The sequence below is a fragment of the Burkholderia territorii genome (assembly GCF_001718335.1).
GTDB classification, from domain to species: Bacteria; Pseudomonadota; Gammaproteobacteria; order Burkholderiales; family Burkholderiaceae; genus Burkholderia; species Burkholderia territorii.
Map to the genome: position 1 here is coordinate 560,893 of NZ_CP013367.1, position 23,926 is coordinate 584,818.

The 23,926-nt window shown below is 60.4% G+C and carries 15 protein-coding genes and 3 pseudogenes; 7 read left to right on the forward strand and 11 right to left on the reverse strand.

The window, feature by feature from the left end; genetic code table 11:
- Positions 1-3: 3 nt before the first annotated feature.
- From WS51_RS28610 to tssF, 5 genes are all read right to left on the reverse strand, one after another.
- The gene (locus tag WS51_RS28610; RefSeq protein ID WP_034203759.1) at positions 4-462 is read right to left on the reverse strand and encodes a DUF1795 domain-containing protein; all 459 of its coding nucleotides are present in this window, start codon (positions 460-462) and stop codon (positions 4-6) included.
- A gap of 65 nt (positions 463-527) precedes the next feature.
- Positions 528-971, reverse strand: a complete 444-nt coding sequence (locus WS51_RS28615; protein ID WP_069230218.1) for a hypothetical protein — start codon at positions 969-971, stop codon at positions 528-530.
- 43 nt (positions 972-1,014) lie between these two features.
- On the reverse strand, positions 1,015-1,884 hold the full coding sequence (locus tag WS51_RS28620; RefSeq protein ID WP_034193886.1) for an ankyrin repeat domain-containing protein: 870 nt from the start codon (positions 1,882-1,884) through the stop codon (positions 1,015-1,017).
- A complete protein-coding gene (locus WS51_RS28625) occupies positions 1,884-4,883 on the reverse strand; it encodes a type VI secretion system Vgr family protein (RefSeq protein ID WP_069230219.1) in 3,000 nt (999 codons plus the stop codon). Before WS51_RS28625 ends, WS51_RS28620 begins: the two co-directional genes overlap by 1 nt.
- Before the next feature lie 147 nt (positions 4,884-5,030).
- Positions 5,031-6,911, reverse strand: a complete 1,881-nt coding sequence (gene tssF, locus WS51_RS28630) for a type VI secretion system baseplate subunit TssF (protein ID WP_069230220.1) — start codon at positions 6,909-6,911, stop codon at positions 5,031-5,033.
- Positions 6,912-7,490: 579 nt separating this feature from the next.
- Here tssF and WS51_RS28635 point away from each other — a divergent pair.
- Both WS51_RS28635 and WS51_RS28640 read left to right on the forward strand, forming a co-directional pair.
- Complete coding sequence (locus WS51_RS28635) at positions 7,491-7,946, forward strand: hypothetical protein (protein WP_069230221.1); 456 nt, start codon at positions 7,491-7,493, stop codon at positions 7,944-7,946.
- Positions 7,947-8,119: 173 nt separating this feature from the next.
- Positions 8,120-8,416, forward strand: a complete 297-nt coding sequence (locus WS51_RS28640) for a hypothetical protein (protein ID WP_069230222.1) — start codon at positions 8,120-8,122, stop codon at positions 8,414-8,416.
- 17 nt (positions 8,417-8,433) lie between these two features.
- Here WS51_RS28640 and WS51_RS28645 read toward each other — a convergent pair.
- Positions 8,434-8,640, reverse strand: a pseudogene (locus tag WS51_RS28645) (integrase core domain-containing protein); the annotation flags it as partial.
- Positions 8,641-9,452: 812 nt separating this feature from the next.
- On the opposite strand from WS51_RS28645, the pseudogene WS51_RS28650 reads away from it, so the two are divergent.
- The 3 genes and pseudogenes from WS51_RS28650 to WS51_RS28655 all read left to right on the forward strand — a co-directional run.
- A pseudogene (locus WS51_RS28650) lies at positions 9,453-9,857 on the forward strand (sigma-70 family RNA polymerase sigma factor); the annotation flags it as partial.
- 309 nt (positions 9,858-10,166) lie between these two features.
- Positions 10,167-10,334, forward strand: a pseudogene (locus WS51_RS31755) (helix-turn-helix domain-containing protein); the annotation flags it as partial.
- 644 nt (positions 10,335-10,978) lie between these two features.
- On the forward strand, positions 10,979-12,106 hold the full coding sequence (locus tag WS51_RS28655) for a hypothetical protein (RefSeq protein WP_155773638.1): 1,128 nt from the start codon (positions 10,979-10,981) through the stop codon (positions 12,104-12,106).
- A gap of 68 nt (positions 12,107-12,174) precedes the next feature.
- Here WS51_RS28655 and WS51_RS28660 read toward each other — a convergent pair whose 3' ends face one another.
- Positions 12,175-13,047, reverse strand: a complete 873-nt coding sequence (locus WS51_RS28660) for a hypothetical protein (RefSeq protein WP_069230226.1) — start codon at positions 13,045-13,047, stop codon at positions 12,175-12,177.
- Positions 13,044-14,786: a caspase family protein gene (locus tag WS51_RS28665; RefSeq protein WP_069230227.1), complete on the reverse strand. Its 1,743-nt coding sequence runs from the start codon at positions 14,784-14,786 to the stop codon at positions 13,044-13,046. Before WS51_RS28665 ends, WS51_RS28660 begins: the two co-directional genes overlap by 4 nt.
- 479 nt (positions 14,787-15,265) lie before the next feature.
- On the opposite strand from WS51_RS28665, the gene WS51_RS28670 reads away from it, so the two are divergent.
- Positions 15,266-15,565 carry a hypothetical protein gene (locus WS51_RS28670; protein ID WP_069230382.1) on the forward strand — a complete coding sequence of 100 codons (300 nt, stop codon included), beginning with the start codon at positions 15,266-15,268 and terminating at the stop codon, positions 15,563-15,565.
- A gap of 159 nt (positions 15,566-15,724) precedes the next feature.
- Here WS51_RS28670 and WS51_RS28675 read toward each other — a convergent pair whose 3' ends face one another.
- Positions 15,725-17,806 carry a hypothetical protein gene (locus tag WS51_RS28675; protein WP_069230228.1) on the reverse strand — a complete coding sequence of 694 codons (2,082 nt, stop codon included), beginning with the start codon at positions 17,804-17,806 and terminating at the stop codon, positions 15,725-15,727.
- Between the two features lie 232 nt (positions 17,807-18,038).
- On the opposite strand from WS51_RS28675, the gene WS51_RS28680 reads away from it, so the two are divergent.
- The gene (locus tag WS51_RS28680; RefSeq protein ID WP_069230229.1) at positions 18,039-19,157 is read left to right on the forward strand and encodes a helix-turn-helix transcriptional regulator; all 1,119 of its coding nucleotides are present in this window, start codon (positions 18,039-18,041) and stop codon (positions 19,155-19,157) included.
- An 89-nt stretch (positions 19,158-19,246) separates the two neighbouring features.
- Here WS51_RS28680 and WS51_RS28685 read toward each other — a convergent pair whose 3' ends face one another.
- Both WS51_RS28685 and WS51_RS32350 read right to left on the reverse strand, forming a co-directional pair.
- Entirely contained in the window at positions 19,247-22,861 is a 3,615-nt protein-coding gene (locus tag WS51_RS28685; RefSeq protein WP_069230230.1) for a YadA-like family protein, read from the reverse strand.
- A 590-nt stretch (positions 22,862-23,451) separates the two neighbouring features.
- Positions 23,452-23,721 (reverse strand): hypothetical protein, encoded by a 270-nt coding sequence (locus WS51_RS32350; RefSeq protein WP_155623861.1) that lies wholly within the window; start codon positions 23,719-23,721, stop codon positions 23,452-23,454.
- Between the last annotated feature and the right edge of the window lie 205 nt (positions 23,722-23,926).

Genomic DNA, 23,926 nt, shown 5'->3' on the forward strand with positions numbered 1-23,926 from the left:
TTGTTATGCCGACTCTTGTTCTGCCGGACGATAGCCGTCGAGCCAGTTGCGCCACAATGCGTCGAGCGTTTCGCCGAAGCTCTTTGCGCTCGACGCGGTAAAGATCAGCACGCGTCCTGGGGCAACAATGAATGCGCCTTGCCGTTGAAAAACGGTCTTTGGACCGTTCCGATAGGCAGCGTCGATGCGCTCCCCGGGCATTCCTTCAGTTTCTGGCCCAAGCCGTTCTGCCTGACGCGAAAGCACCCGGTGTCCCTGCAGCCTCGATTTGAGCAGCGCGATCTGCCGATCGATATACGGCGCAAGGGTCTCTCCGTCCTTCAGCCAGTCGCGTGCGACACTGAGGTTCGGCTGTGCGGCCGTATCGGCCGGCACGAACAGGTTGGTCGTGCGATCCTCGAAACCGTTCGGCAGAACGATGCTGCCTTCGTGAATCCGGATACGGTTTTCGGAATCCGTCATGCTGGTTCTCTCGTGATATGTAGTTGTTGGAATGAGTGGAAATCAGCGCCCACTCGCGCCACCACTCATTTTCCTTGCAGCGCGACGGCGCTTTCCCGGCGCAAGCGCAAGCTGCCCGCGAGCAATACGACATGTGCGACGAGCCACGCGTAAAACGCAACGCCGTAGCCGGATATCGGCGTCGCATCTGCTTCGTTGAAGTACCACTTCGTCGTGAACAGTGAACAGAGCGCACACGCGAGCGCAGCGGCCGAAAGCTGGCTCGCGCGGGTATATCGGCTCCGAGCGAGCTGGACGGCCGCGGACACGTAGAGCGGATTGGCCAGCCATGCTGGATTGAGCATGAACAGTCCCAACCAGCCCTGGGCGAGAACCGACAGCCCGCTGAGCGACGCTTCCTTTTCGAAATGCATCGCCGGCATCGTCAGCGAGAGGAGGTACAGCGCCCCGGATACGCCGAGGACCGTCTCCCGCCTGATACGCGGCGTCGAATCAAAAACGTTCATCATTTCCCGAATCCATTGCACGACGCTTCAACCGTCACGCGTGCGTTCAATCCGTCTGGCCGGCCGGCGTCACGACCTTCTCGCCGCGCGCGCGCATCGCTGCACGTTGCGCCTTCGGATCGAGCGGCGGCCACGGCGCGCCGGCCGTTACGATCTTTCGGCGGATATCTTCGATGCGCGTACGCGCTGCGGAATCCGCAGCCGTATGGTTCTTTAACTCGTTTTGCAGCACCCACCCGTACGACACGCCGAGCTGGCTGGCAATCTTCGGATCTGCGCCGTGCGAGAGGAGGTAGTCGACGACGTCCCACTGCTGAATCATCGTCGCCTCGAAGAGTGCTGTCTTTCCGAGCGAATCGCGAGCATTCACGTTCGCCTTGTGCTCGACCAGCAGCTTCAGCTGGGGCAGCAACCGGTTCTCTGCCACTGCAAAAATCATCGGCGTGTCGCCGTTGTATTGCCAGTTGGGATCGAGCCCGCTGTTCAACAACACGCGCAGGAGGTTGGGCGTATCGGCCCGCAATGCGACGTCGACCACCGATCCGCCGCTGGCACCGACCGGCGCCTTGGGATCCGCGCCGTTCTTCACGAGCACCGAAATGATCTGGTAGCGCGGATTGGACGCGTCGTTCTTGACCGGGACGATTTCCTGCACGGCATACGACAGCAGCGTCGTATTCTTCGCGCCCGGCGCATTCAGATCGGTCTTAGGCGCAAGCTGCTGAACGCGAGTAAGATCGCCGTCATGAATGGCCTGAGCCAACGTGAGTTGCTGCCCCGAAAAGAAATCTTCCGGTGCATAACGCTTAAAGCCAGTCATGTTCGTCCCTTGGGCTTGAGTTGGCCACCAGAGCGGCGAGGACACTCCAACGAGTGCGGCAATCGCGCCGGCGGTTATCGCTTTTTTGTATCGCATCAGTGAGATGAATTCAGTTGGGAGACAAGGTCGAGTTGATCCTTCGCGACCTGCTGGTTGATCCCGTTCGTCACGTCACCCATCAGGTGACGGCCGACCGTGGTCACGCTCTCACCATCGAGCGTGACGGGGCTACCAACAGCTTTGGGCATCAGCGCCGCCGTACCGTCGCTGATCGGCCCGAGTCGGCCTTCCTGCAGGCCAGTCAGGATATCGCCGTCGACGCGGTAGGCCGTGATGTTGGCCGGCTGGGCGGTCCCGCCGTATTGTGCGACGGTTTCCGGATTGAGGCCGGCAGCATTGAAGGTCACCGCCGAGCCGCCGCTGGCCTCGGCTGCAGCAGACGCCAGGCCACCGCCGAGCGAATGCCCGGTGAAATCGACGCCGGCCGACGCGCCCGTGGTCTCGATGTTCTTGCCGATCGTGACCGCATTGCGGTAATACGGCGCATCGGCGCCGAGCCCTTGCGCCATGTTGTTGCTCATGTCTTCGCCGAAGAGCTGCTGGGTTCCCTTGAACGCGACCGTCGGCTTCATGCTGTCGCCGAAAACATTCGGATCCGGGACATACATCTGCGACCCGAAGTTGCTACCGCTTTTCTCAAAGTCGCTCGGCTTGAGCCCGAACGCCTTCAACGCCTCCGGATCGTTCGTCGCCATCTTCCACCCGGTCGGCGGCGGATCGTTCGGGTGATACACGTGATCCGCGAGCTTCGCCAGTTGCTGCGCCTTCAATGAGCTCGCCAGTTTGGCCGCCGCCGCGCGCGTCGCCGGATCGGGGCTCGCCAGCCCCTTCGCGATCGTCGCCTGCTCTGCCGCCCACTCGAGCGCAAGCGCCTGTTCCGCGGATTGCGCACTGCCGCGATTCAGATGGATGACCGGCCCGTCGAGATAGATGCCGTTCGCGTTGATGACGATCGTTGACGGACCGAATGTCAGCTTGATGCTGTCCGGCGTCATCGTCACGACGCCATCGCCGACACGATGCTCGATGCCGTCGCTCGCCTGATGGCTTTGCAATCCGGGCCCGGCCTTGCTTGCGATGGCCTTCGTATTGATCACGTTCGCCGTGGTGTCGCGCGTCAGCGCGATGGTTTCCTTCAATCCGCCCTGCGCGATCTGCTTCGTCTCGCTGCCCTTGAGCAGCGACACCGTGCGGCCGCCGGCTTCAACCGTATGCGTTTCCGAATCCTTGACGACCGTGTTCATGTCTTTCTGCGCGTGCAGAAAGACTTCTTGCGCGCCGTTCACGTCGGAGAACCGCAGTTCGTTCGAGCCGGCGCCCTTGTGCGTCTGGCTCTTGATCCCCATGGTCTGCCCGGCGGCCCCGTGATAAGGATTGCCTTGCTCGCCGTTGTAGACGCGGCCCACAATAACCGGATTGTCGGGGTCCCCTTGATTAAACGCGACCAAGACCTCCTGATTGATCCGTGGGATGGCGGCCGCCCCCCACCCGTCGCCCGCCCAAGGTTGGGACACGCGGATCCACATCGAATCCGAACCGTCCAACTTGCCGCGCCGATCCCACAGAAAGTGCACCTTCACGGCACTGCCGTTCGTGTGAATTTCTTCGCCCTTTGGGCCGACCACGATTGCCGACTGCGTGCCGTGAATGACGGGCTTCGGCGTACTTCTGGGCGAACGATACGGAAACTTCTTTGGGAGCAGAGAGAATGTATTGCGGTACGGCAGTTTCGCGTTGTGTTCCGTGTAATCGTTCACGGCCTCATGACGAACGTGCAGGATGGCGTATTCCTGATTATTGGCCATGACTGGATGGTTGGTCACCGTCACACTGCCTGCAGCGCTCATCCGCCACGCATAGCCGCTGCCCGTATACCGATGTGCGCTCGCTTCTTCTGCTTGCATCGCAATGCGTGCGTAACGGTCACCGTCATCGCCGTGGTCGAACAACGATTGATGTTCGAAACGCTCTGTCGTTTCGAGCCCCGCATGCCGGAGATTCTCCGGCTCAGCCTGCGCCAGCATCAGCGGCGACGACGGGTTTTGGTGATTGAAGTCGCGAAAGGCGATCTTGCCGACACCAAAACGCCGGCCTTCATGCAACTGGTCGATACCGTTGTCTTCACTCGCCGCGCTGGCGTTATACGGCAAGCTGGCCAGCCCGTCGATCGGGCGGAAAACGAAATTCGTATCGCCGATGACAAGAAAGTGCTTTTCCTTCTCGTAGCGGTGCGTCCAGATCAGGCCTTCCTGCTCCATCAGACGCGCACAGAAGTTGTAATAGGACTCCTGGTACATCACGATGTATTCGAGCGGCTTCTGCGCGGTCCGGATGTCGAATTCGAAATCGGTGAACCCGTGATCCTGGAAAATCTCGGTGAGGATGTCCTGAGCGGTCTTGTTCTGGAAAATCCGGCAGTCGGTCGAGCGCGTCAAAAACCAGAACCACGGCGCCACCGTCATTTGATATTGCGTCACCTTGCCCGGGTTACCCGCCCGGTCAAACGACGTGACGTAGCCGTCGAAGTAACGGATGCTGTCGGCCCCGCCTGATGAGACGATGCGCTCAAGCGTGGACTGCCGCGCGCTCTGGTCGAATCGAATCTTGATCGGTTGCCCGATCAACTGATCAGGCACCAGGTCATGCTGGTGTGACAGCAAATCGAGGTGAATCTCTGGCAACCGATTGACATGTTCATCGATGACCGCGGTGCTGACCAGCAGCACGTCCGGACCGAGCGGCGAGTCGATGGTCACGTATCGATTTAGCTGAGTCAGCCGAGCAACGCCACCCGCCGCATTGTTGAGCGCGTCCGCAATCGCGGCCGGCGTTTTGTTCATCAGCGAGAAACCGGTCTGCGCAAGCTGAACCGCGCGTTGCACGGTGTCGATATGACTTGCGACGCCGGCGAGCGGGCCAATCTGTCCTGCCACCGTGGATGCGACCGGCCCGGCAAGGCCGCCAAGCGCGCTCAGCGAGCCCAACAGATTCCCGCCGGAACCGGCTGGAATACCGCCATTCGGGGCGAAACTCATTTGAATTCCCTTTATTTTCGTCTCAGGTTCTGTCCCCAATTGGCTCACCAGCTTGAGGCCCCGCTACTGTAGGACAAAACGTTTGCCAGCGAAAGATACCTGAGATTCCTTTGCAATTTCCCTGCTGATACCTTTTCCACCCGCCAATCAAATAAGCGGTTGGGATCCGGCGCAGGGTTCACCGCGTCGCAGTACCGCACCGGTTTCTGCCGAGACCAATACGATTTGCACGAAGCTGGTGACTGGAACGTACGGGGAAAATAGTCGATCCATCACGCGCGCCAATCCGGCGAGACTGAATTGGACGAAACGCTGCTCGTCGATCACGAGCCGGACCTCCAATCCTTGGACGAACGCTGAAGCCGGCTTGCCTGGCATCCAGCGCCGCACCCGTTCAGTCGAGAGGGACACGAGCGCGTCGAATCGCCGGCCGGCGTCGGGAGCAAACATGCCGAAGCGGACGCACAGCCGCTTGAACTCATCGAGGCCATCGGCGTTTAGCCGCGCTGCCTGCGGAACCAGCCACGATACCAATTCCCACAGGTCGCCGCGGCGAAGAATCGGCGCGGGACTTGCACTGGGCTGAGCCAATAACTCGATCTCGTCACCCGAGTCCCCATCACGCACGGCCAACTGGCTCTCGCGCACGTCCGCCAGATTGCCATTTGTGCAAGACAGCACGATGTCGAGCTGGCGCTGCGCCACCGGATCAACGGGCTCGCCGCGGGCGTTCACAAGTGCAAGTTCCAAGCCACGCAATCCGTCTGCGCGAGCTCCAGTTGCCTGTACGCGCAGCGCTTCCTGTCCCGTCTTGCCGGGCTCGGAAGGCGGCTTCGGCGCACGCCGGGCTTCGTCGCGCAAAACAACCCAATACGGGCCTGGCGCTGCGCCAAGCGCGTGCTGCAAAGATTCGAAGGGCGGCAGAACCGCGGCACCCTGGGCGGTCGTTATACGGACCTGATCAACTGACCAGATCTCGGTCGTGGCCGCGGTCTTCAAAGAAAACGGTTTCAGCGCATAGTACGCTTGCCCAGCCTTCGTTTCGATTGGCTCCGCATTGCTCGAGAACAAGTTGACTACAGGTGTGCAAAACAGCCGTAGATTGTCGGCCGACGCTGCAATCAATCGTTGGGCGCGACGTGAGTCAGGGTGGACGCCGGCAAGGGCCAAATGTAACGTGATCCGGCGCGCACCGCCCGCCAACAGTTTCAACCGCGCCAAATCTAGATCGAGGTTGTCAAATCGAGCGGGAAAGGCGCCGTACTCCATCAACAAATGAAACGGAGCAGTCGTGTTGTCGCGAGGCGGCGGATGCAACGCGTCGGCATCGTCGAAACCTGCGGCCGCCAGCGGCATGTCCACCCGACGCCAGCGCCCGTTGCCGTCCAGTTCAACGAAGGCACGCGTGGCGTGCATCAGCACGCCGTCGGCGAGCGCAGCCACCACCTCCCGCTCCCCCGCCAAATGTATCCGCAGCATATCGGGAGCGATGGAGAACTGGGCTGACGGTGCCGTGAGCTCAAGGGTGAAAGACAAAATCCCCGTCGTGTCGGACGGCAGTGTCGTTTGCATCGGCGCGACGGTCGACGTCGCGTAACATACAGCGGAAACGGTCAACGGCACCAACGTGACGTCGGCGGCAGTGCGGAACACCAAGCGGCTATTCGGCGCCACCAATTGGGTGCCGCGTGGAACTATTCGCGGCTCGGTCTGCTTGCTGTCTCGATCCACGCGGAATTGGGCGATCGCACAAGATGGAAACGGCCGCAGGAACGCTCCGTGGATTGTGTCAATCAACGCGTGAGTAAACTCCGGCACCTCATCTTCGAGTCGGATGTCGTGCCGAGCGCACATCAACGCGAACGATTGCAGCAGCCGTTCGACGTGTGGGTCATCCGAGTGCTCACCGGACATCGCAAGACGAGCCGCGATTTTGGGGTAAAGCTCGGCGAATGCGCGCGTCGAGCGGCGCAGCAGACCCAACTCGCGCTCAAAATGCGGTAGAAGATCCTCGGGTTCGATGGCCATACGCGTTTCAGATGGTCACGCCGATCTGTCAATCGGTACCGTGCTCATGGGTAGACGCAGCGATTCTAACCGGGCGTCGCGCACGCTTATCTCGAATTTATCGAGCCGAGAGCGAATCAATTATAGCGTTTGAAATACGCAGGCCATGAGGCATGCCGTGAAACGAGGGCCGCCACTATGGCCCTCGTGACAGCCCTCTGGGCTTCGGGAGGTTCGGTTGCCCACCACCAAGCGAGCAAAAGCGATGAGCACGCTCTCGAAACTTCTCTGCATCGTAGCAGAGCAGGTTCGTTCGCCGACATGGTTTAACGATTGTTCACCGATTGCCAGCCATGCGCTCAATATCGCTCGTCCGCAGGCACCGATCTCGGAACGGTTTCTACGTCGACACAACTGCCCAGTGTGGCAAAACGACCATTGCATCGCGTACGTCCCCGTTCCTCGCACCTCCAGCGGCCGGCACCTTCGGCCAACCACTCAGTACGCGCGATATGCGCCGGCCCAATCCAAAAATAGTGTGCTCTTGCAGAACGAAGCTGGTTCGCCTATACCGTACTCGACACGGCACCGGAGGTCATCGTGATCGTCCCTTTGTTGATGCCACGCTTGTTCTGTACGGCCTTCGAGTTGGCCGGCGCAATCTACGATGGCGAGGTGTTGGTCGACGCTCGCAGAGTTTCGAACATTCGCGGAATGCTGATTGCGTTCTATGGAGCGGATCCTGGCCCCTACGAACTTGCCCTCGCGACCGTCGCAACCGATGTCTTCTCGGACGAAAACACGCGAGCCTGCTTCCTCGAACGAGTCGACGCGTTCGACCGATTGCTTGCGAATAGCGGCCTGATAGACGCGTGGGACAAGCACGGATGGGTGCGACGCTCCTCAACCGATTCGGATCGCTTTGCTCCCGCTCGATTTGTTGTCGAAGCCGCGGCCATTTGCCCCTTGAACACTTTTCGCCGAACGTTCGACCTGCAGGATTTTCACGAAGCGGCGTACAAGCGAGCTGACGCTAGAGGCGTCGAATTTTGGTGACACCCTCACCTCCGAGAATAGACATCTCAACTTCGCGGCTACTTCCTTCCCTCCGTTGACTTTCGATCGACGCGCGTCGCAGACAACGACGCGCGCGCCCGCGGCCGACTGAGAGCGACACGTTGCTGGATTTGCCCCTGTATCTCCGGACACGCGCCAGAACGAACTCATCAATGTTGCGAATCAGGTATTCGACAGATGTCCGTAATGACGCCATCTGCGAAGACCCCGCCCTCCCACATCTGGATTTCTTTCCCGACTGCCAGAAGTGGGGCAACCAGGGCGAAGGACAGAAACTTTACCGGTACATCGTGTTCGTGACCAAGTTCGAGAGCTCGACCGTCCACCAACCAGCGGCAATCGAAGTATTGGCCGTCGATAACCAGCGGGCAACCGAAGTGCATGCCCGGATTTATGAACACCGGCCCATTTCGTCCCCCTTCGGCCGTGGTTCTGAGGCGGAGACGTAGTACCACATCAGGTTGCATCAGATTCCCTCCCGGGCCAAGGTTCGCCTGAACTCACGTGGAGAGCGATACCTCAACGCGCTATGCGGACGCTTCTCGTTGTAATGCTCGAATGCGATAGCGAGATTGCGCGCTGTGCTCGCGGCGTCTGGCTTGGGCATGAACGCCACGTAGTCACGCTTCATCGTCTTCACGAAGCTTTCTGCCATGCCGTTACTTTGCGGGCTGCTGTAGGAGTTCACAATCAATGCTAGCCGCGCCCAAAGGAGTGCTAGCAATGTTCACTAATACTGCTAGCGTAATGTTTTGCTCAGCCTGAGCGGTGGGCATCGATAACGTGATATCGCCCGCAGCGCGGCGTCGAAATTCGGAGCTCTGGCGAAAATCGATTGCGGAACAGTCTCGAGCAGGCTGTGGTGCACCCGGTAGTAGTCGGCTGACGGATCGAGCCACTCCCTCTTCCACCGTGATGCAGTGACATCGGCGTCGTTCAGAACACTCAAGCACAAGATCAGTTGCAGGATGCGCAAGGTGCCGCTGATTCGGGAGCCATTCGTGCACGGCCTCGTCGATGACGCGTCCGACGGCGGCGTCCAGTCTGCCCCCGGTCGCCCTACCCGGCTGACTTGGCTCTAATGTGCTGGCGACCGGATCTGCGAGGAAACGTCGACGCAGGCGATATACGGTGGTGCAGTGAACGCCTAATAGCTGTGCTGCTCGTTCTGCCTGCTTTCGGGAAAGCACGCCGTTGCCAAGCGGTCGAAGCACGGACGCAATCTTCGCTGCCCGAGCGGCCCGCTCTTCGATCGAAGCCATATGGATCCCTATCAATCCACGCGACACGTGCGCTAGCAGCATTAAAGAACACGTGCAACGTGCTAGCAACGTTAGTGAACATTAGCCAAGTTTCTGTTGCAGAAACGCAACGGCTAAGCCGCCGCCAGAAAACTTCAAAAAGTCCCTGTTCGCCGAGGCTTCTTTGAGAATTTCCGCTAGCAACGTTTCTGAACACGGCTAGCGCTAATAATGAACGCCTACACCTGCTGTCCTCGCCGAGCGCATGGAGATGTCCGAGGAGAAAGTGCGCAGCATCCTCAAGATCGCCAAGCAACCTGTGTCGCTCGAGACCCCGGTGGGCGACGATGCCGACGCGACGCTCGGCGACATGATCGAGGATGCCTCCGCGAGTTCACCGGCCGAGGCCGCGATTCACGCGAACATGCGTGCGGCGATCGACGAGGCGCTCGACGGGCTGTCGCCGCGTGAGGCCACGGTTCTTCGGATGCGATTCGGGCTCGACACGGCCTCTGATCACACGCTCGAAGAGGTCGGCAAGCAGTTCGACGTGACGCGCGAGCGGATCCGTCAGATCGAGAGCAAGGCGATGCGCAAGCTGATGCACCCCAGCCGCGCGGACAAGTTGCGGCCCTTCCTCGAGCGTTGAGCCAAGGCGGATGCGGGTGCCGCCCACTCTTTCGACGCCCTGCTCCAGCCAGCCCCGCAGCGTTCACGCATGATTGATCCGGGATGTCGTCGCATGATGGAGCGAGGTCAGACGGATTAAGGAGGCGATATCATGTAGTTCGGAGTGCATACAGAAAGGCATCCGGCTATTCGTCGAGATGGAGGACCGCGGTCGTTGATTGCGTTGGGACACCCAGCGGTTTGCGGAAATTTGTGAGCTGCACTCCTGACATGTGTGATTCACAGACATCGTTTCAACTAAGATGGGACGATGGAACGCGAAATCTCGATGCGATTACGTTGGGTTCTCATGTATCAAGAGAATGGCAACGCCGGTCTCGTATGTACGCGTTGTGGCATCTCTAAGCCAACGCTTCGCAAGTGGCTGCGCCGCTACCAGGAAGCGGTAGAAGGAGGTCTTCGCTCGCAAAGCCGTCGCCCTCTGACCAGCCCGAATTGAAAGGTCTCGGACGCCGATCGGGCAACGACTCTTCGCGTGGCGTAGACCTAAGCAAAGCTCTTGCCGAGCCCAGAGTCGCGAAGAGCAGTAGCAACTTCCCTGGAACGCTGGCAGCAGCAATCACGCGGTGTACGGAACCTCAGTTTGACTCAGCTATCGGTCCATAGTGATAAGGTTCCCTATGTTGCTGGCACGCTCATCCCGACGATGGGATCGGCACGCGACAGCAAATGGGGGTTCTTGGGCAACGCGAACGCCAGTCAACGCGCGCAATTTCGCGCCAGCAGCCTGTCGAAGAACTCAGCAACACACAGTTGAGCGTGTGGACCAACCTTGCGCTGTTCCAGGTCGACATCCAAGAACTCGTGCCCGCCTAAACGGTAGACCGCCTAGCCTGGCAGCCCCAGCCAGCGCTCCTCCGCTGTCGTCTCCGCGTAGCGCTCCGATCCGACGCTAGGGGAAGGGGATCGTCACGACACTTTCGCAGACCATGGGGGCTACGGCCTCGCCGGTTCGGTTGCAGCCACATTCGCCCTTTCGTGCGCTATCCTCGCGGCGCGAGTGTTCCGCGGCATCAATCGGCTCAGGCCAAGCGTATAGCGTTGTACCTTACTGAACCGCTCCCTCTGAGAGTAAGACACATGACCATGATCACAGGCTATCACTTAAAGAATGGAGGGTTTCTCCAGGCAGACATTCTGCTCACCGGTCCCAAGAGCACCCGGATGCGCCCTTCGCAGATTCCGTCGTTTAAACCCGATGCTGACGGCACGACCCTGAAGGCTCACACCGTAGTCGGGCTTTGCCAAAAGATCCTGGTAGTCAACGAACACTTCGCCGTCGCTTTTGCCGGGAGTGTTGCCGCCATCCAGGATGCTGCAAGGCTGATTGATTCGCTCCTTGCGCAATGCCCCGACTTGACCGGCAAGCGTTTCGTGGACGCGCTCCTCATTGACGAGCAACTAAAAGACGCTCCGTTGAGCGCAATCGCACTCGGTGTCGAGGGCGATGAAATCCAGATCACGAAACACCGAGCGGAGTTTGGATTCTCAAACGAGCACTTCGAACTATACGTGGGCGGATCGGGGTTACAACACGCCATTCAGCACTATGAGCAGTACCCTCTTCATGTATTCGATGCTTCTTTGGAAGACATCGCTGCGCAAGGCACCTGCATGGCTCTCCATCAGTTCGCAGGTCACGTGATTGACGAGTTCGAAAACAAATTTGAGTCCGAGACTATTAGTGACCTGTTCGGAGGCGGGTACGAGGTAGTGGCATACCACGGAGGCCAGTTCCACAAGATCTCAGACGTGGTTTACGTCTATGCAGAGGCAGAGGTCGACGCCGATGGCATGCTTCAGGTCGAACTACCAAAATTCCTGCTCAAGTCCACCTATCGCGGCGATGACCTCAAAATTAGGAGCATGGAAATTCACTACGACGAGGATGAGGATCATCACACAACCCAAAATGACCGGACGTTCACCATTGCCCCGATCACCCGCTACCATGAAACCCACGTTGAAGAAGGCTGCGAGGACATCGATCTTTCAGGGGAATTTCTTTGCTTTGTGATCAAAGTGAAGCTGCCAACTGGCAGCTTCACGATTCCCTTCATCAGGAAGTACGATGGTCCTATTGGCTTTGCGGCCAAAGCCTTCCGTGCCATTGCACGCAGCAACAATGTGTATTTTTTCTACTCGGATTCCTTCAGGAGTGAGCTACAAGCTCACGTGCTGAAGTACATGCGCCTGCACCACCCCTAAGAAAGTAGACAGGCCCTGCTTATCTTTCGGCTGCCCATAGGCCACTGCTCGAGCTGCGACAAGGGCTGCTACAGAACGCGTTTGAGCGCGTCGATGACGCCCTTGTGAGGGAGATAGCCAACAATGCCATGAGCGTTGAAGGTCTTGTTATCAACGGTGCCATCGTTATCGATGTTGCTTGCGAAATTTTCCTCATTCAACGGCTTTCCAAGCGCGACAAAGTCAGATGGGTCATAGAAGTTTATCCACTGCTCCACAAAGGCTGGCTTTCGCCGCGGCGTGCCAAGTTTCGCCTTGAACGCATCCAGGCCCAGCGGCGATCCCATGGTTATAAGAAGTGGAATATGAACTTCAGTGCCCTTCACTTCCATCTCGCGCAGCAGCTTGAATGCAATAACGGTTCCGAGCGAGTGAGTAATCAGCACCTGAGGGCTTCTTTGCAAGAATGGTCGCACAATGCTATCGACCGCCTTTGCTGCCCCGGGCGAAGAAAGATAGGTATGCCCCTGCCTAATGACCCGAAGAAGAAGCGAGCCTTTGGCTGGAGAGACCTTCTCGACCACGCGCAGTAAACCGACAAGGCGCCTTGCGATGAAGTTGTCCATCGGTACTGCATTATTCCCCGTCGCCTCTATCGCAGCCTCAATCTCAGCCTCGCTGATGCCATGGTCGCTGGCGAACTCATCCATTACGGCGCTGAGGAATTTCAATTCATCAGCATCACCGACGTCAACCGCCGTGGACTCAGCACCCATACCGACTGCATTCTTTGCCTTGCCATTTGTCCAGTCGGAAAGCGTCGTACCGTAATACGCCATTTCGACCGACGCCCCATCAAGCAAGCCTGGCTGAACGGTGTAGAGGGACTCTGTCCATTTCTTGAGGAGTTCATCCTTAATGGAAGCCTCTTGACCAATTCCATGAATCATCAAAACGTTCATTCGCTCGCCTCCAAGTTAAATCTATCTATCAGTATCCTCGCCCCTTGCTCTCTAAATGCAGAGAATTGCGAGGGCAACAGAAATTTTGCGACATCACGCAATCCTTCTGCAGCCGCTTTTTCTTGCGGCGCTGGATCCTCCATGAATTGCCATCCCTGGCGGAGCCAAGGCCAAAAGCCCGCAACTTGCCCCGACTTTCCACCGGTTGCTCTCGTAACCCAGTCCGGCAACTTACCATTTGTCCGCGACTGCGGCCTTGCTGGAATTGGCGGCACGTCCACCACAATGCCGTCCCGTCCCATATCTTTGGTTGAGAGCAACCCCATAAACGCCACGTCGAACGGCATGGGTTGATAGTAATGGCAGTAAAAGAACGCCATGCGACGTATGCTATCGATGTCCCCTGTGTAATCGTACAAATAGCTCGCGATGGCACCCAAGGTTGGATTGATGTGTTTTGCTTCTCGCAGTTTTGCCGCGATATCGTCCACTCGATCAGCAGAAAGATTTCCCGCCTGAAGATCCTTCATCACATCGATGGACGTGTTCAGGCCCCTCCTGAATTCAGCCCATTCAGAAACACAAGTCCAATTTATCTCGCCCTTTTCGTCTCGACTTATCAGCGTGATGAGGTTCTCATATACTACTGCCGATGCGAACACGCCATCGTCAAATTCGACGAGGATTTGGATTGCACCATCTTCCGTACCTCGTACTCGGTAGGCTGCTCCATCAGCATCGATCAAGCCTTTTTCAACTGGAGACGTGCTCCATATCTTCTTCGGCACCGCACCGCGGATTGCGAGGTTGAACCTCCACGGAGAGAGATAGGAATGCAGCGATAGGCTGGCTCGGAAGTGCCACTTGAGAGGTCGGAATTCGATATCGGGCGGACTCGCCTGCAGATCCTCGCTGGTGTTATCCGGTGCTTGAGCCAGGGGGGAAGGCGGCGCGGGCCATTGAGGAATGGGTAGGTCGGTCGGATTCTCGCCGCGCCTGAAATAAATCGCGTGCTCCCTGGGGATGCCGGGATGGCAATCGGGAGAACACTTCAGATCGTATGTCTCAGCAATTTCCTTTAATCGCTCCATCGAGAACAACGCAAGCGACTCGGGAATCACACAATCTGAATTGTACTTGTCAAATGCCTCATCCTTGAGGCCGCACAGCCCTTCGACCAAGACAGTGGAAAAAACGCACCTGGGCGGGGCAACGTCATCTCCTTTCAGCATGTACGCCTGTTGACCATCCCCAACCGCGTTGAAGCGATCAATGATGGGAGCCACTTCATCGTACGGCCCCCTCGGGAGTACAGGGTCTTCGAAAATATCCGCAGTGTCAATGTCCATGGGTAACGACCGGCAGGCGTCGCTGAAGATCGACAGGCTCTTTATTCCATGCCTGTAAAGCCGCCTTTTCAGCCCTTCCACAGATATGGCGCGCGTTTCCTTGTACCAGTCACTGGGGAGCCAGACGTTTTGTTCCGCGCCAGATCGAAGCCCGTGCCCGGCGAAGTGCAAAATAAAGAGCTCCACCTCGTCATTGGTTGGGAGCATTCCGAGCAGAGCTTCACGGATACGTGCGATCGTGACGGGAGTTTTATTTTCATCAGTGATCACTTCCGTGACGAACCCGGCCTTTCGCGCCCAATCACCCATTTCGTTAGCGACTGTAATAGCCCCCGGCAAATGCGAAAGTGGTGGCGCCTCCGAAACCCCGATGGTCAAAAACAGCTTCATAATTTCCCCTTAATTACAGCGCCCGTTGAATAGAGCGCTATTCTTTTTTTGTGTATGCCCCAGCGCTGCCGCGCCAAGCCCACGGATGGCAGTGTAGGCGCAAGGGCGACTCGGTGCAGCACATCGCTCGGTTATTTGATCAACCCCATTCCTCGGTACAACGGATTCTGGAGGAAACAGGCGGCATGCCGCCCCGGGGCTTGAACGCTAGTGTTGATGTTGAGGTTCGTAGGTACTGCTAATGGTGTCAGTCCGCTCGCTAATCGCATGTTCTCTCCGAATCTCAATGGTCTGTAGTCCTACTATTCATTCTTCATAGCATGCCACTGAGCGATCGATGACATTGCACATTCGACCATCGGATTGACGCTGATCAGAAGCGACGTGGATAGCGTCGTTGAAGCATCCAGCGAAGCGCCAGCCACTCCGCACGGGAACGAATCGTGCGCGTTGTCCGGTATTGAATGGAGGACACCGCAATGAAACCCCTGACAATTGCAAACCGCCGGATTCTGGCAACACTCGTGGTGAGCAGCGCACTCGTCACGGCCAGCGCAGCTCTCGCGCAAGTCTACGTGGCACCGCAGCCGAGGCATGAAGAGCCGTCCCCGGCGCCCGATGTATCGGTCACGATAGGCATGCACGGCGACCGCTACTGGGACGGCCATCGCTATTGGGAACACGACGCATGGATGCATCGCCACCCGCACGAACATGACCCGTGGCGCGAGCATGAGCACGAACGCGAACACATGCACGAACACGACTATCGTGAGTAATGCAAACTCATCGCTAGATACCACGCAAACCGCTGTTGCCTGAAGACCGTCCAGGAGATGGCGTGCACCATCTCGCTATGCGATGACGCAAAACGAGCCTGCGGGATCAAGAATCTCCCCGCCGGCCCCTTCACGCCGAGCCTATCTGCCCACCACTCGTCACCGGTCGTACTCGAAGGACTCGGTAAAGACCGTGTCGACCGTGTCCGACCAACTCAGGCTCACGAACGAGAAGTCGGTGACGCCCGTCCAACCGGCCACGGACGGGAACGCGACGCCCTGATCGCCTGGCACATTGAGCGTCACCGCCGCTCCAGGCAGGACCGGCGCGGCCTGGGCCGAACCGCTGACGAACGTCGCCACGCTCTGCCCCGACGCGGTCGCGCGAATCTGCACGTTGCCGCGCTTGGCGAACGGCAGCCCCGCGTTCGACGTCCAGCTCAGCGGGAATGTGCGGCCGCCCGCGAACGTGCCGGCGCTGCCCGGTGTCAGGCTGTCGCGCGTGGACTGCGCGAGATCGTGCCATGCATACTGGCGCAGCGCGTCGGGCGATGGCGACGGCGTGCGGAGCCGGACCGTGTAATGCCTGGCCGGCGCCGAAGTGTCGCCGTTCTGGTAGATGTCGATCGTATAGGCGCTGAATGGCTTGATGTCGGCCAGCTCCATAGCGCTCAATCGCGGCTTCGCCCACGCGGTGTTGTTTCGTGGCGCATCGCCGGGCCACGTGAACAGGCCCTGGTTGGCCGCGTCCTGCGCGACGCCGGCCAGGCGGAAATTGTTGCGGCACAGTGCATTCTTCGTCATCGCGGCGAGCTGGGCCGGCGTCTGTCCGCTCGCGATCTGCGCGCGGATGTTCAGCGTGTCGCACGTGCCGCTCGACGACTGAAGGAACACGCCGTTGCGCAATCCCGGGCCATTGACGATCGCGAAATCCACCGGAGTGCCGGACGCATCGACGGTGCCCACCTGCAGGTTGAGCGAATCGACGAACGCATTGGTCCCCGTCGATGGATTGGCCGAGTTCAGCCAGTCCCATTTCTGCGCGTTCGCGTTGACCTTGCTCAGCACCGCGCGCTGATTGCCGACCACACGCCAGCCGGTATCGCCGCTCGCGCGGCTGCTCGCCATCACCGCGAGTTGCACATGCTGCTGCATGCCGTCGCGAATGCCGTCGGCGCGCGTCCACGCGAGCTTGACCCACATCGTGTCGCCGGCGACGACGCGGATGACTTCCGGCAAGCTGAAGCTGGCATTGTTCATTGCATCGTCGGCCATGATGCCCGGCGTGCCTCCGGCATGCGCGCCGAACTCCTGGTCGACCGACATGCCGTTGTTGAGGTACGCGGCGGGCACGCCCGCGTTCAGCGCACCCGACGCGACGCCATCGACGAAGATCCGGCTGCACGCCGATACGTTGCCGGCCGCGCGCGCCGCGCCGGTCGAACCGGCGAAACACTGATTGAGCGCGTCTCGCAATCCCGCGAGGTCGCTCGCATTCGGCAGGTTCGTCACCACCGTGCCGTTGAGCGTCGCGGAGGCCGGCAGGCTGGCCTTGTCGCCGGGCTGCGGCGCGACACCGGGCGCGAGCTGAAGCTGCACCGGCGTATCGCTGGACGCGCCCGCCACCGAGCTGATCTGAACGCCGCCATCCGGCAGCACGTTGACCTTCACCTGATCGAGCAGCCGGTCGAGGCCCGGGCCGCCTGCGACCAGCGGGCCGGAAATCAGGTCGACACCCGTATTGCCGGTTGCGGTCAGCAGGTCGCCAAGTGCCGACGAGTAAGCCTGCACCGTGCTGGCCACCGTCTGAGCCGTGACCTTGCTCTGCAGCAGCGCGGTGTCGGCAAGCAGCTTCGTCGGGTTGTCGCCAACGATCGTGGCGGCGATCGCATTCGTGATCGGCGTGATGTTGATCGTCTGCGTGCCGGCCGTGGCGCTGAGTGCGACCAGCGTGGCCTGCGAATCCGCGACGTTGCCGTAAGCGGACAACGCGAAAGGCGCAGTCAGCCCGGTCACGGTGCAATGAAACGCGCCGGTCGCGGCATCGGCGGGACAGTCGACCGATTTGCCGGTAGCGTCGACCAGTTTGACCGTCGCGGCCTGCATGGCCGCACCGGCTGCCGCGACGCCGCTGACCGTCTGTGCGGCGGGCTCGGATGGCGATGAAGAAGAACCGCCGCCGCCTCCGCAAGCAGACAGCGCCAGCACTGCGATACCCCATGCGACAGGTTTGAGTTTCATTGTTTTCCCCCCGAGAGTCTTCTGGATATCAGGCGCGATACGCAACGCGCATGCACGCTGACCGGAATTCTCGCAAAGTCGATTTCTTCGATCATCGTTCAGGTGAATGAAAGTCCGTAACAATGCGGTACGAAAAGCAAATGACCTGTGCTAGCCTGAAAACAATTCAGGCGTTCGAATCAGTATCGTCAGACAAAATCCGCATACGAAATCATTACGCGGCGGGGGCAGCATGGAACGGGACCAGCTCATCGGGGACCTCTACGAGGCCGCCCTGTGCCCGGATGGTTTTCTCGAGGTATTCCATCGGGTATCCGAATCGCTCGGCGCAAACGTCTTTCATATGTTCAGCTGGGACGCAGTGCGCAACGCCCCGAAATTCTCGATCTATTCGCCGCGCGCTGAACTGGATTCGATCGTCGCACTCTACGACCAGTATTACGGCGCACTCGATCCGCGCCGCGGCTTCGTCGAGAATGCGCCGCTCGGCGAATTCGTTTGCTGCCAGGATCATCTGACCGAACGCGATGTCGAGCGCAGCGAATTCTTTCAGGACTATCAGATTCCGTCGGGCATTCGCTATCTGATGGGAATGCGCTTCGCGCGCCCCGGCAGCGACGACATCCTGCTCGGCTTGCTGCGAGCGTACGGGCGACCGCCTTATTCGTCGGAGGAGCGCGCGAATCTGACGGGCATGGCCGGGCATCTGCAACGCGCAATCAATCTTTGGCAGGATGCAAGCGTGCTGCGTCGGGACGCCGCGCTCGGCAACGAATTGATGGAAGAACTGGGCTTGTCCATCTTCACGCTCGACCGGCATTCGCGCGTCGTATACGTCAACACGGCGGCAGAAGCGTTGTTGCGCGCCACCACGTGCCTCAAGCTCGAGCATGGCCATCTGAGCGCGACGAGCGCGCCGCAGAACGACGCACTCAAGGCAGCGGTAACACGTGTCGCCAGGACCCGCAAAAGCGAGAATCTTGCGCTGGCCGGCACCGTCAGCACCGCGCACGAAGTCTTTCTCGGCATTGCTTCGTTATCCGGACAAATCCGCGGTGGCGCACTCGGCGACGCGGCGATCCTGATCACCGCGAGACGCCGCAGCGCCGCACCGCTCGTCGTCGCGCGACAGTTGCGGCAGGCATTCGGCTTGACGAGCGCCGAAGCCGCCGTCGCCGAAGCATTGATCGGCGGCAAGACCCCCGAGGAATGCGCGGCCATCGCGGGCGTGTCGCTCTCGACAGTTCGCACGCAACTGCGTGCGATCTACGAGAAGACACATTCCCGAAACCAGGCCGAAGCGGTTGGACGCATGCTCTGGATCCTCCCCCGGCACGCGCGTGACGAGTGATCTCTCGAAACCGCGCACCACCGGCGTATCGAACGCGGCGGACATCCCCGTGCCCGCCGCGTTCGCCTTTTAACGCCGTTGAGCCCCGATCAGAACTGGTAACCGGCCCCGACCACCGCACCAAAGTCCGACCGCGCATTCCCCGTCACCGACGCCTTGACGACCCAGCGATTGTTCTCGGTCACGTACGAATACCCGGCCGCGAATCCTTGCTGCCCGTGATAATTCGAAGTCGCCGCCGACACCATCGAACGCCCCGCACCCGTCGGCTGCGGCAACCCGGCCACCGCCATCGCCGATGCCACGCCACCGTACATGTCCTTCTTCAGGTCGTTGAACGCGTTGTACACCTGGCCGATCCGCTGGTCGGTGTAGCCTTTCGCCTGCGCCGACGCGGCGCCGAGATTGTCGTTCAACTGCTGCACGTTCACCGCGTCGGTCGGTGCCGTGCCGGCCGCCACGTTCGTGACCTGGCGCTCGCTGCCCTTCGCGCCGACCGAGAACGAGTTGTCGCGGTCGGCAACCGAGCCCTGGCCGACCGCCACTGCGTTCTTGCCCGTGGCGGTCGCCGTCGAGCCGATCGAGCCCGCATCCGCGCGGGCGATCCACGACGTGTTCGCATCCGTCGCCGCCGCGCGGACCTTGTCGTTGATCGCCGCGGTCTTCAGCGCGTCGTTGAACTGCGCCATGTTGACCGCATCGTTGGCGTTCACACCGGCCGCGACCCCGCTCAGCACGCGGTCGCCCGCCGTGCCGGAGAAGTTGACGCTGGTGCCGCCCGAATCCTTGCCGACCGTGATCTGGCCGTTCGGATCCTGCTGCTGCACGAGGCCCGCCTTGCCGTTCGCGATGTCGGTCACGTTGTTCTGGAGGTTGGCGATATCGGTCGTGTTCTTCGATACTTGCTGGTTCGTCGCGTAGAGCTGCGAGCCGTTCACGGCATCGGTGCTGGTCGCGCCGAGCGTGCCGGCCTTCACGTTGGTGATGCGTGTGCCGCCCGCACCGCCGAGCGTGATCGCGCCCTTCGAGCTGTCGTCGTACTGCACCGCGAGCGCGCCGAGCTGGTCGAGATTCGACTGCACCGACTTCAACTGCTTCACGTTCACGGCGTCGGTATCGTCGGTGCCGGCCGCGACGTTCTTCAGCACGACTGCCGCGCTCGCGTTGCCGCCGATCAGCGACACCGAGTTCAGCCGGTTGCCGTTGCCGTCGACGTCGTACTTGACGACATTCTTCACGGCGTCGCCGGCCTGGTTCGACACCTGCGTGATGCGTTGCTCGAGGTCGGACTTCACGCCGTACAACTGGCCGCCGTTCACCGCATCGGTGCTGCCGGCGGCGACGTTGCCGTCGGCGACGTTGGTCAGTTTCGTCGGCGCGCCTCCACGGGCGGCACTGTATGCGCCGAGCGTCGGATCGAACTGCAACGCATCCTTCTGCAGCCCCGCGATCGCGGTCGTATTGCCGGCGATGCTGGTTTCGGCGTTGCCGATGCGCGTCTCGTGATTGTCGAGCGTCGTGGTGTTGCCGGCGACGCGGCCATCGAGGTTCGTCAGCGCGTCGCCGACATTGTTGAATGAATCGCCGCCGACCTTGTACGAAGGCGCCGTGATCGAGCCGTCAGGATTCGCCGTCGCGCCGCCGCCGAGCGCGGCCGCCGTGCCGTCGATCGCCCTGCGCAATTGCGCACCGTTCACCGCATCGGTGCTGCCGGCCGACACGTCGCCTTGCGCGACATTGGTCACGCGCACCGGCACCCCGCCGTTACCGGCGCCGAGCGAAACCTGCCGCTTGCCGGCATCGTCGTATTTCACGGCAAGCGCGTCGAGCTGGCTCGTGCCGTCGTGGATCGCCGCGTTCAACTGGTCGACGTTGACCGCGTCGGTGCCGTTGCGGCCGGCCGCGAGGTTGCCGATGCGCTGCGGGCCGTTGCCGCCGTGGCTCGCATCGTAGGTGCCGAGGCTCGCGTTCCATTGCAGCGCATCCTGCTGCAGCGCCGCGATGTTGCCCGTGTTCGTCGCGACCTGGTCGCCGAGCTTCGTCACGCTGTTGCCGACGTTGGCGATCGACTGATTCAGCGTGTCGGTCGCCTTGCCGAGCTGGCCGACGTTCACCGCATCGTTCGCTGCCACGCCATCCGCGACGTTGTGCACGCCAACCGGTGCCGGCGCGCCCTGGCCACCGAGCGTCACGCCGCCATGCGCATCGTCGTCGTACTGCACCGCGTTCTTCGTCGCGTTGCCGATCTGGCTCGTGATCGACGTGCTCAGGTTGCCGATCGTCGTGCTGACGCTGTTGGCCACGCTCGTGCTGAGCGATGCGAGACCGCCGCCCAGCTGGCCGACGTTCACTGCGTCGTGCGCATCCTTGCCGTCCGCGACGTTGTGCAGCGTCGTGCCGTTCGGGCCGGCGAACGTGACCGAGTCGAAGCCGCTCTGGCCGTCGTATTTCACGTTGCGCGCATCGGCGGCCTGCAGGCCGCCGATGTTCGATGCGGCCGTGCTGAGCGACGCATTGAGGACGGACACGTTGTTCTGCAGGTTCGTGATGTTCGTGGCGACCGTCGACAACGACGTCTGCAGCGGTGCGACGCTACCCTTCAATTGCCCGACGTTGACCGCGTCCGTATCGGCGACACCGGCGGCGACACCGCTGATGGTCGTGCCGTTGCTGCCGTCGAGTGCGATCGCGGCATGCGAATCGTCGGTGTATTTGACGACGTTCTGCGTCGCGGTCACGATGCTCGTGCTGAGGCTGTTGCCGACGCTGGTCACGCGCTGGTCGACATTCGCGATCGACGTCGACAGCGCATTGCCGACGGAGGTCACGCGAGCGTCGACGTTGCCGATGCCGGTGCTGAGCGCGCTGTTGACGTTCTTCAGTTGCTGGACGTTGACGGCATCCGTATCTGCCGCGCCGGCCGCGACGTTCTTGAGCTGACGCTCGTGACCGAGCGAGCCGAACGAGACGGCGCCGCCGACCGGTGCGGCCGTGCCGCCGAACACGGGTGTGCCGCCGTTGTTCGCGCCGGCGCTGCCCGAACCGATCGCCACCTGGTTGTCGTCGTTCGTCTGCGCGCCGGCGCCGATCGCGACGGACTGCGTGCCGCCCGCACGTGTTTGCGTAGCCGCGTCGTACGCGGCGCCGTTCGATACGCCGTCGCTCGTGGTCGGATTCGCGCCGCCGATTGCAATCGATCGATCGCCGCTCGCCAGTGCCGAGTGACCGAGCGCGATCGAGCTCGTGCCGTGCGCATCCGCGACGTTGCCGAGCGCCATCGAGTAGTCGCCGATCGCGGCGGACTGGCGGCCCATCGCGAGTGCCGTGTTGCCTTGCGCGAGGGCGACCGTGCCGATCGCCGTGGCCGAATTCGCGAGCGCCTGCGCGCCGACGCCGATCGCAATTCCGCCGCCGCTGCTCGTGCCGCTCTTGCTGCCGGCGTTCGACTGATCGCCGATCGCGATGCCGCTGGAACCGGCCTTCGCATTCGTGCCCGATGTGAAATTCGTGCTGCTGGTGGCGACGTAAGTCCCGCTCTTCGTCGCGATACAGGCCGTGTTGGTCCCGTCGATGCATTGCCCGTTCAGCGCATTGTCCGGGTTGCCGCGATCGACGAAATTGTCTGCATGTGCGGCCCCCGCGACCAGCACACCTGCGCCTGCGAACATGGCGGCGACGAGCGCCGGGATCTGGTTCCTCTTCATTTTCTCGTGCTCCGTTTATAGCGTTCGATTTGAATACGGACTACTTACGTTTATTCACAGCTTCCAGCTCGACTCCAACTCCGACTTCAGTGCGATACGTACTGCGTGCGCTGCACCGCCGCGTCAGGCCGGTGGCGATATGCAGCTACCGCTCGTGTCGACAGCGCGCACGCAGCCCCGGGCCGCCGGATGATCGCCGGCCCGTCTCGTTCATTCGATAAATACATAAGGAATGCAGATCACTCGATCTGGACGCGTTCACTCCCGATCGATTCTTGCGATTCAACCCGTTACGCCGAGCATTCCGAATTCGATGCCGCATTGAGCGCGACCAACCCCGTCTATTTATTTCATCGCGTGCTGCCGAGTGGACCTTTTCGCGACCGCTCTTTTCATTTGCCAGAGCGGCGCCATTTTCGCGCCGCCCGATCCACTCGTCATTCAAAAGTCGGACGAATTATGAGACACCACTCGGCATCAGAGAAGACGACATTCTTTATAGATTGTAAAACCCAATATTTTCAAACGTTTACGCAAAATCCACCGGGCTCGCAAACGATTTACTACTTTTACACTTAATAAAAATGTTTTCACGGACGGACAAATACTTTGCCGGAGCGGATCGAAATAACGCGAGATTTTTTAAAATTTTCAAAGAAGCGCGCCGGATCACCGCCAGCGCCCCTAACGGCACGCGAATTCGCGCATCCGCGAGAACCGATACGGGATAAAAACACGGAAAAGATGGCGCCACGACAGAACCCGGAAACGACGCATGAAGAATGGAAGCCCGTCATCTGGCGCGAATCCGAATAACCTCCTACAATTCCGCTCGCATCGATTCCGGTACCGGCAATCATCCGCGCCTTTTATCGGCCAGTGATCAGAACAACGAACGCCGGGTATTGCGCCGCCCGCTGCCTGCCGTGCAGTCCGGCGGCGTCCGCTTGTCGGTGCGAGCATGCGATGCGCTTTCGCGAAGTCGCATCGCGGCTTTCGGCGATTTTCCCGAACGGAATAGTCGCCGTGCCGGAACGCTCTCCGCAGCCTTTCCCGAACAGGTGC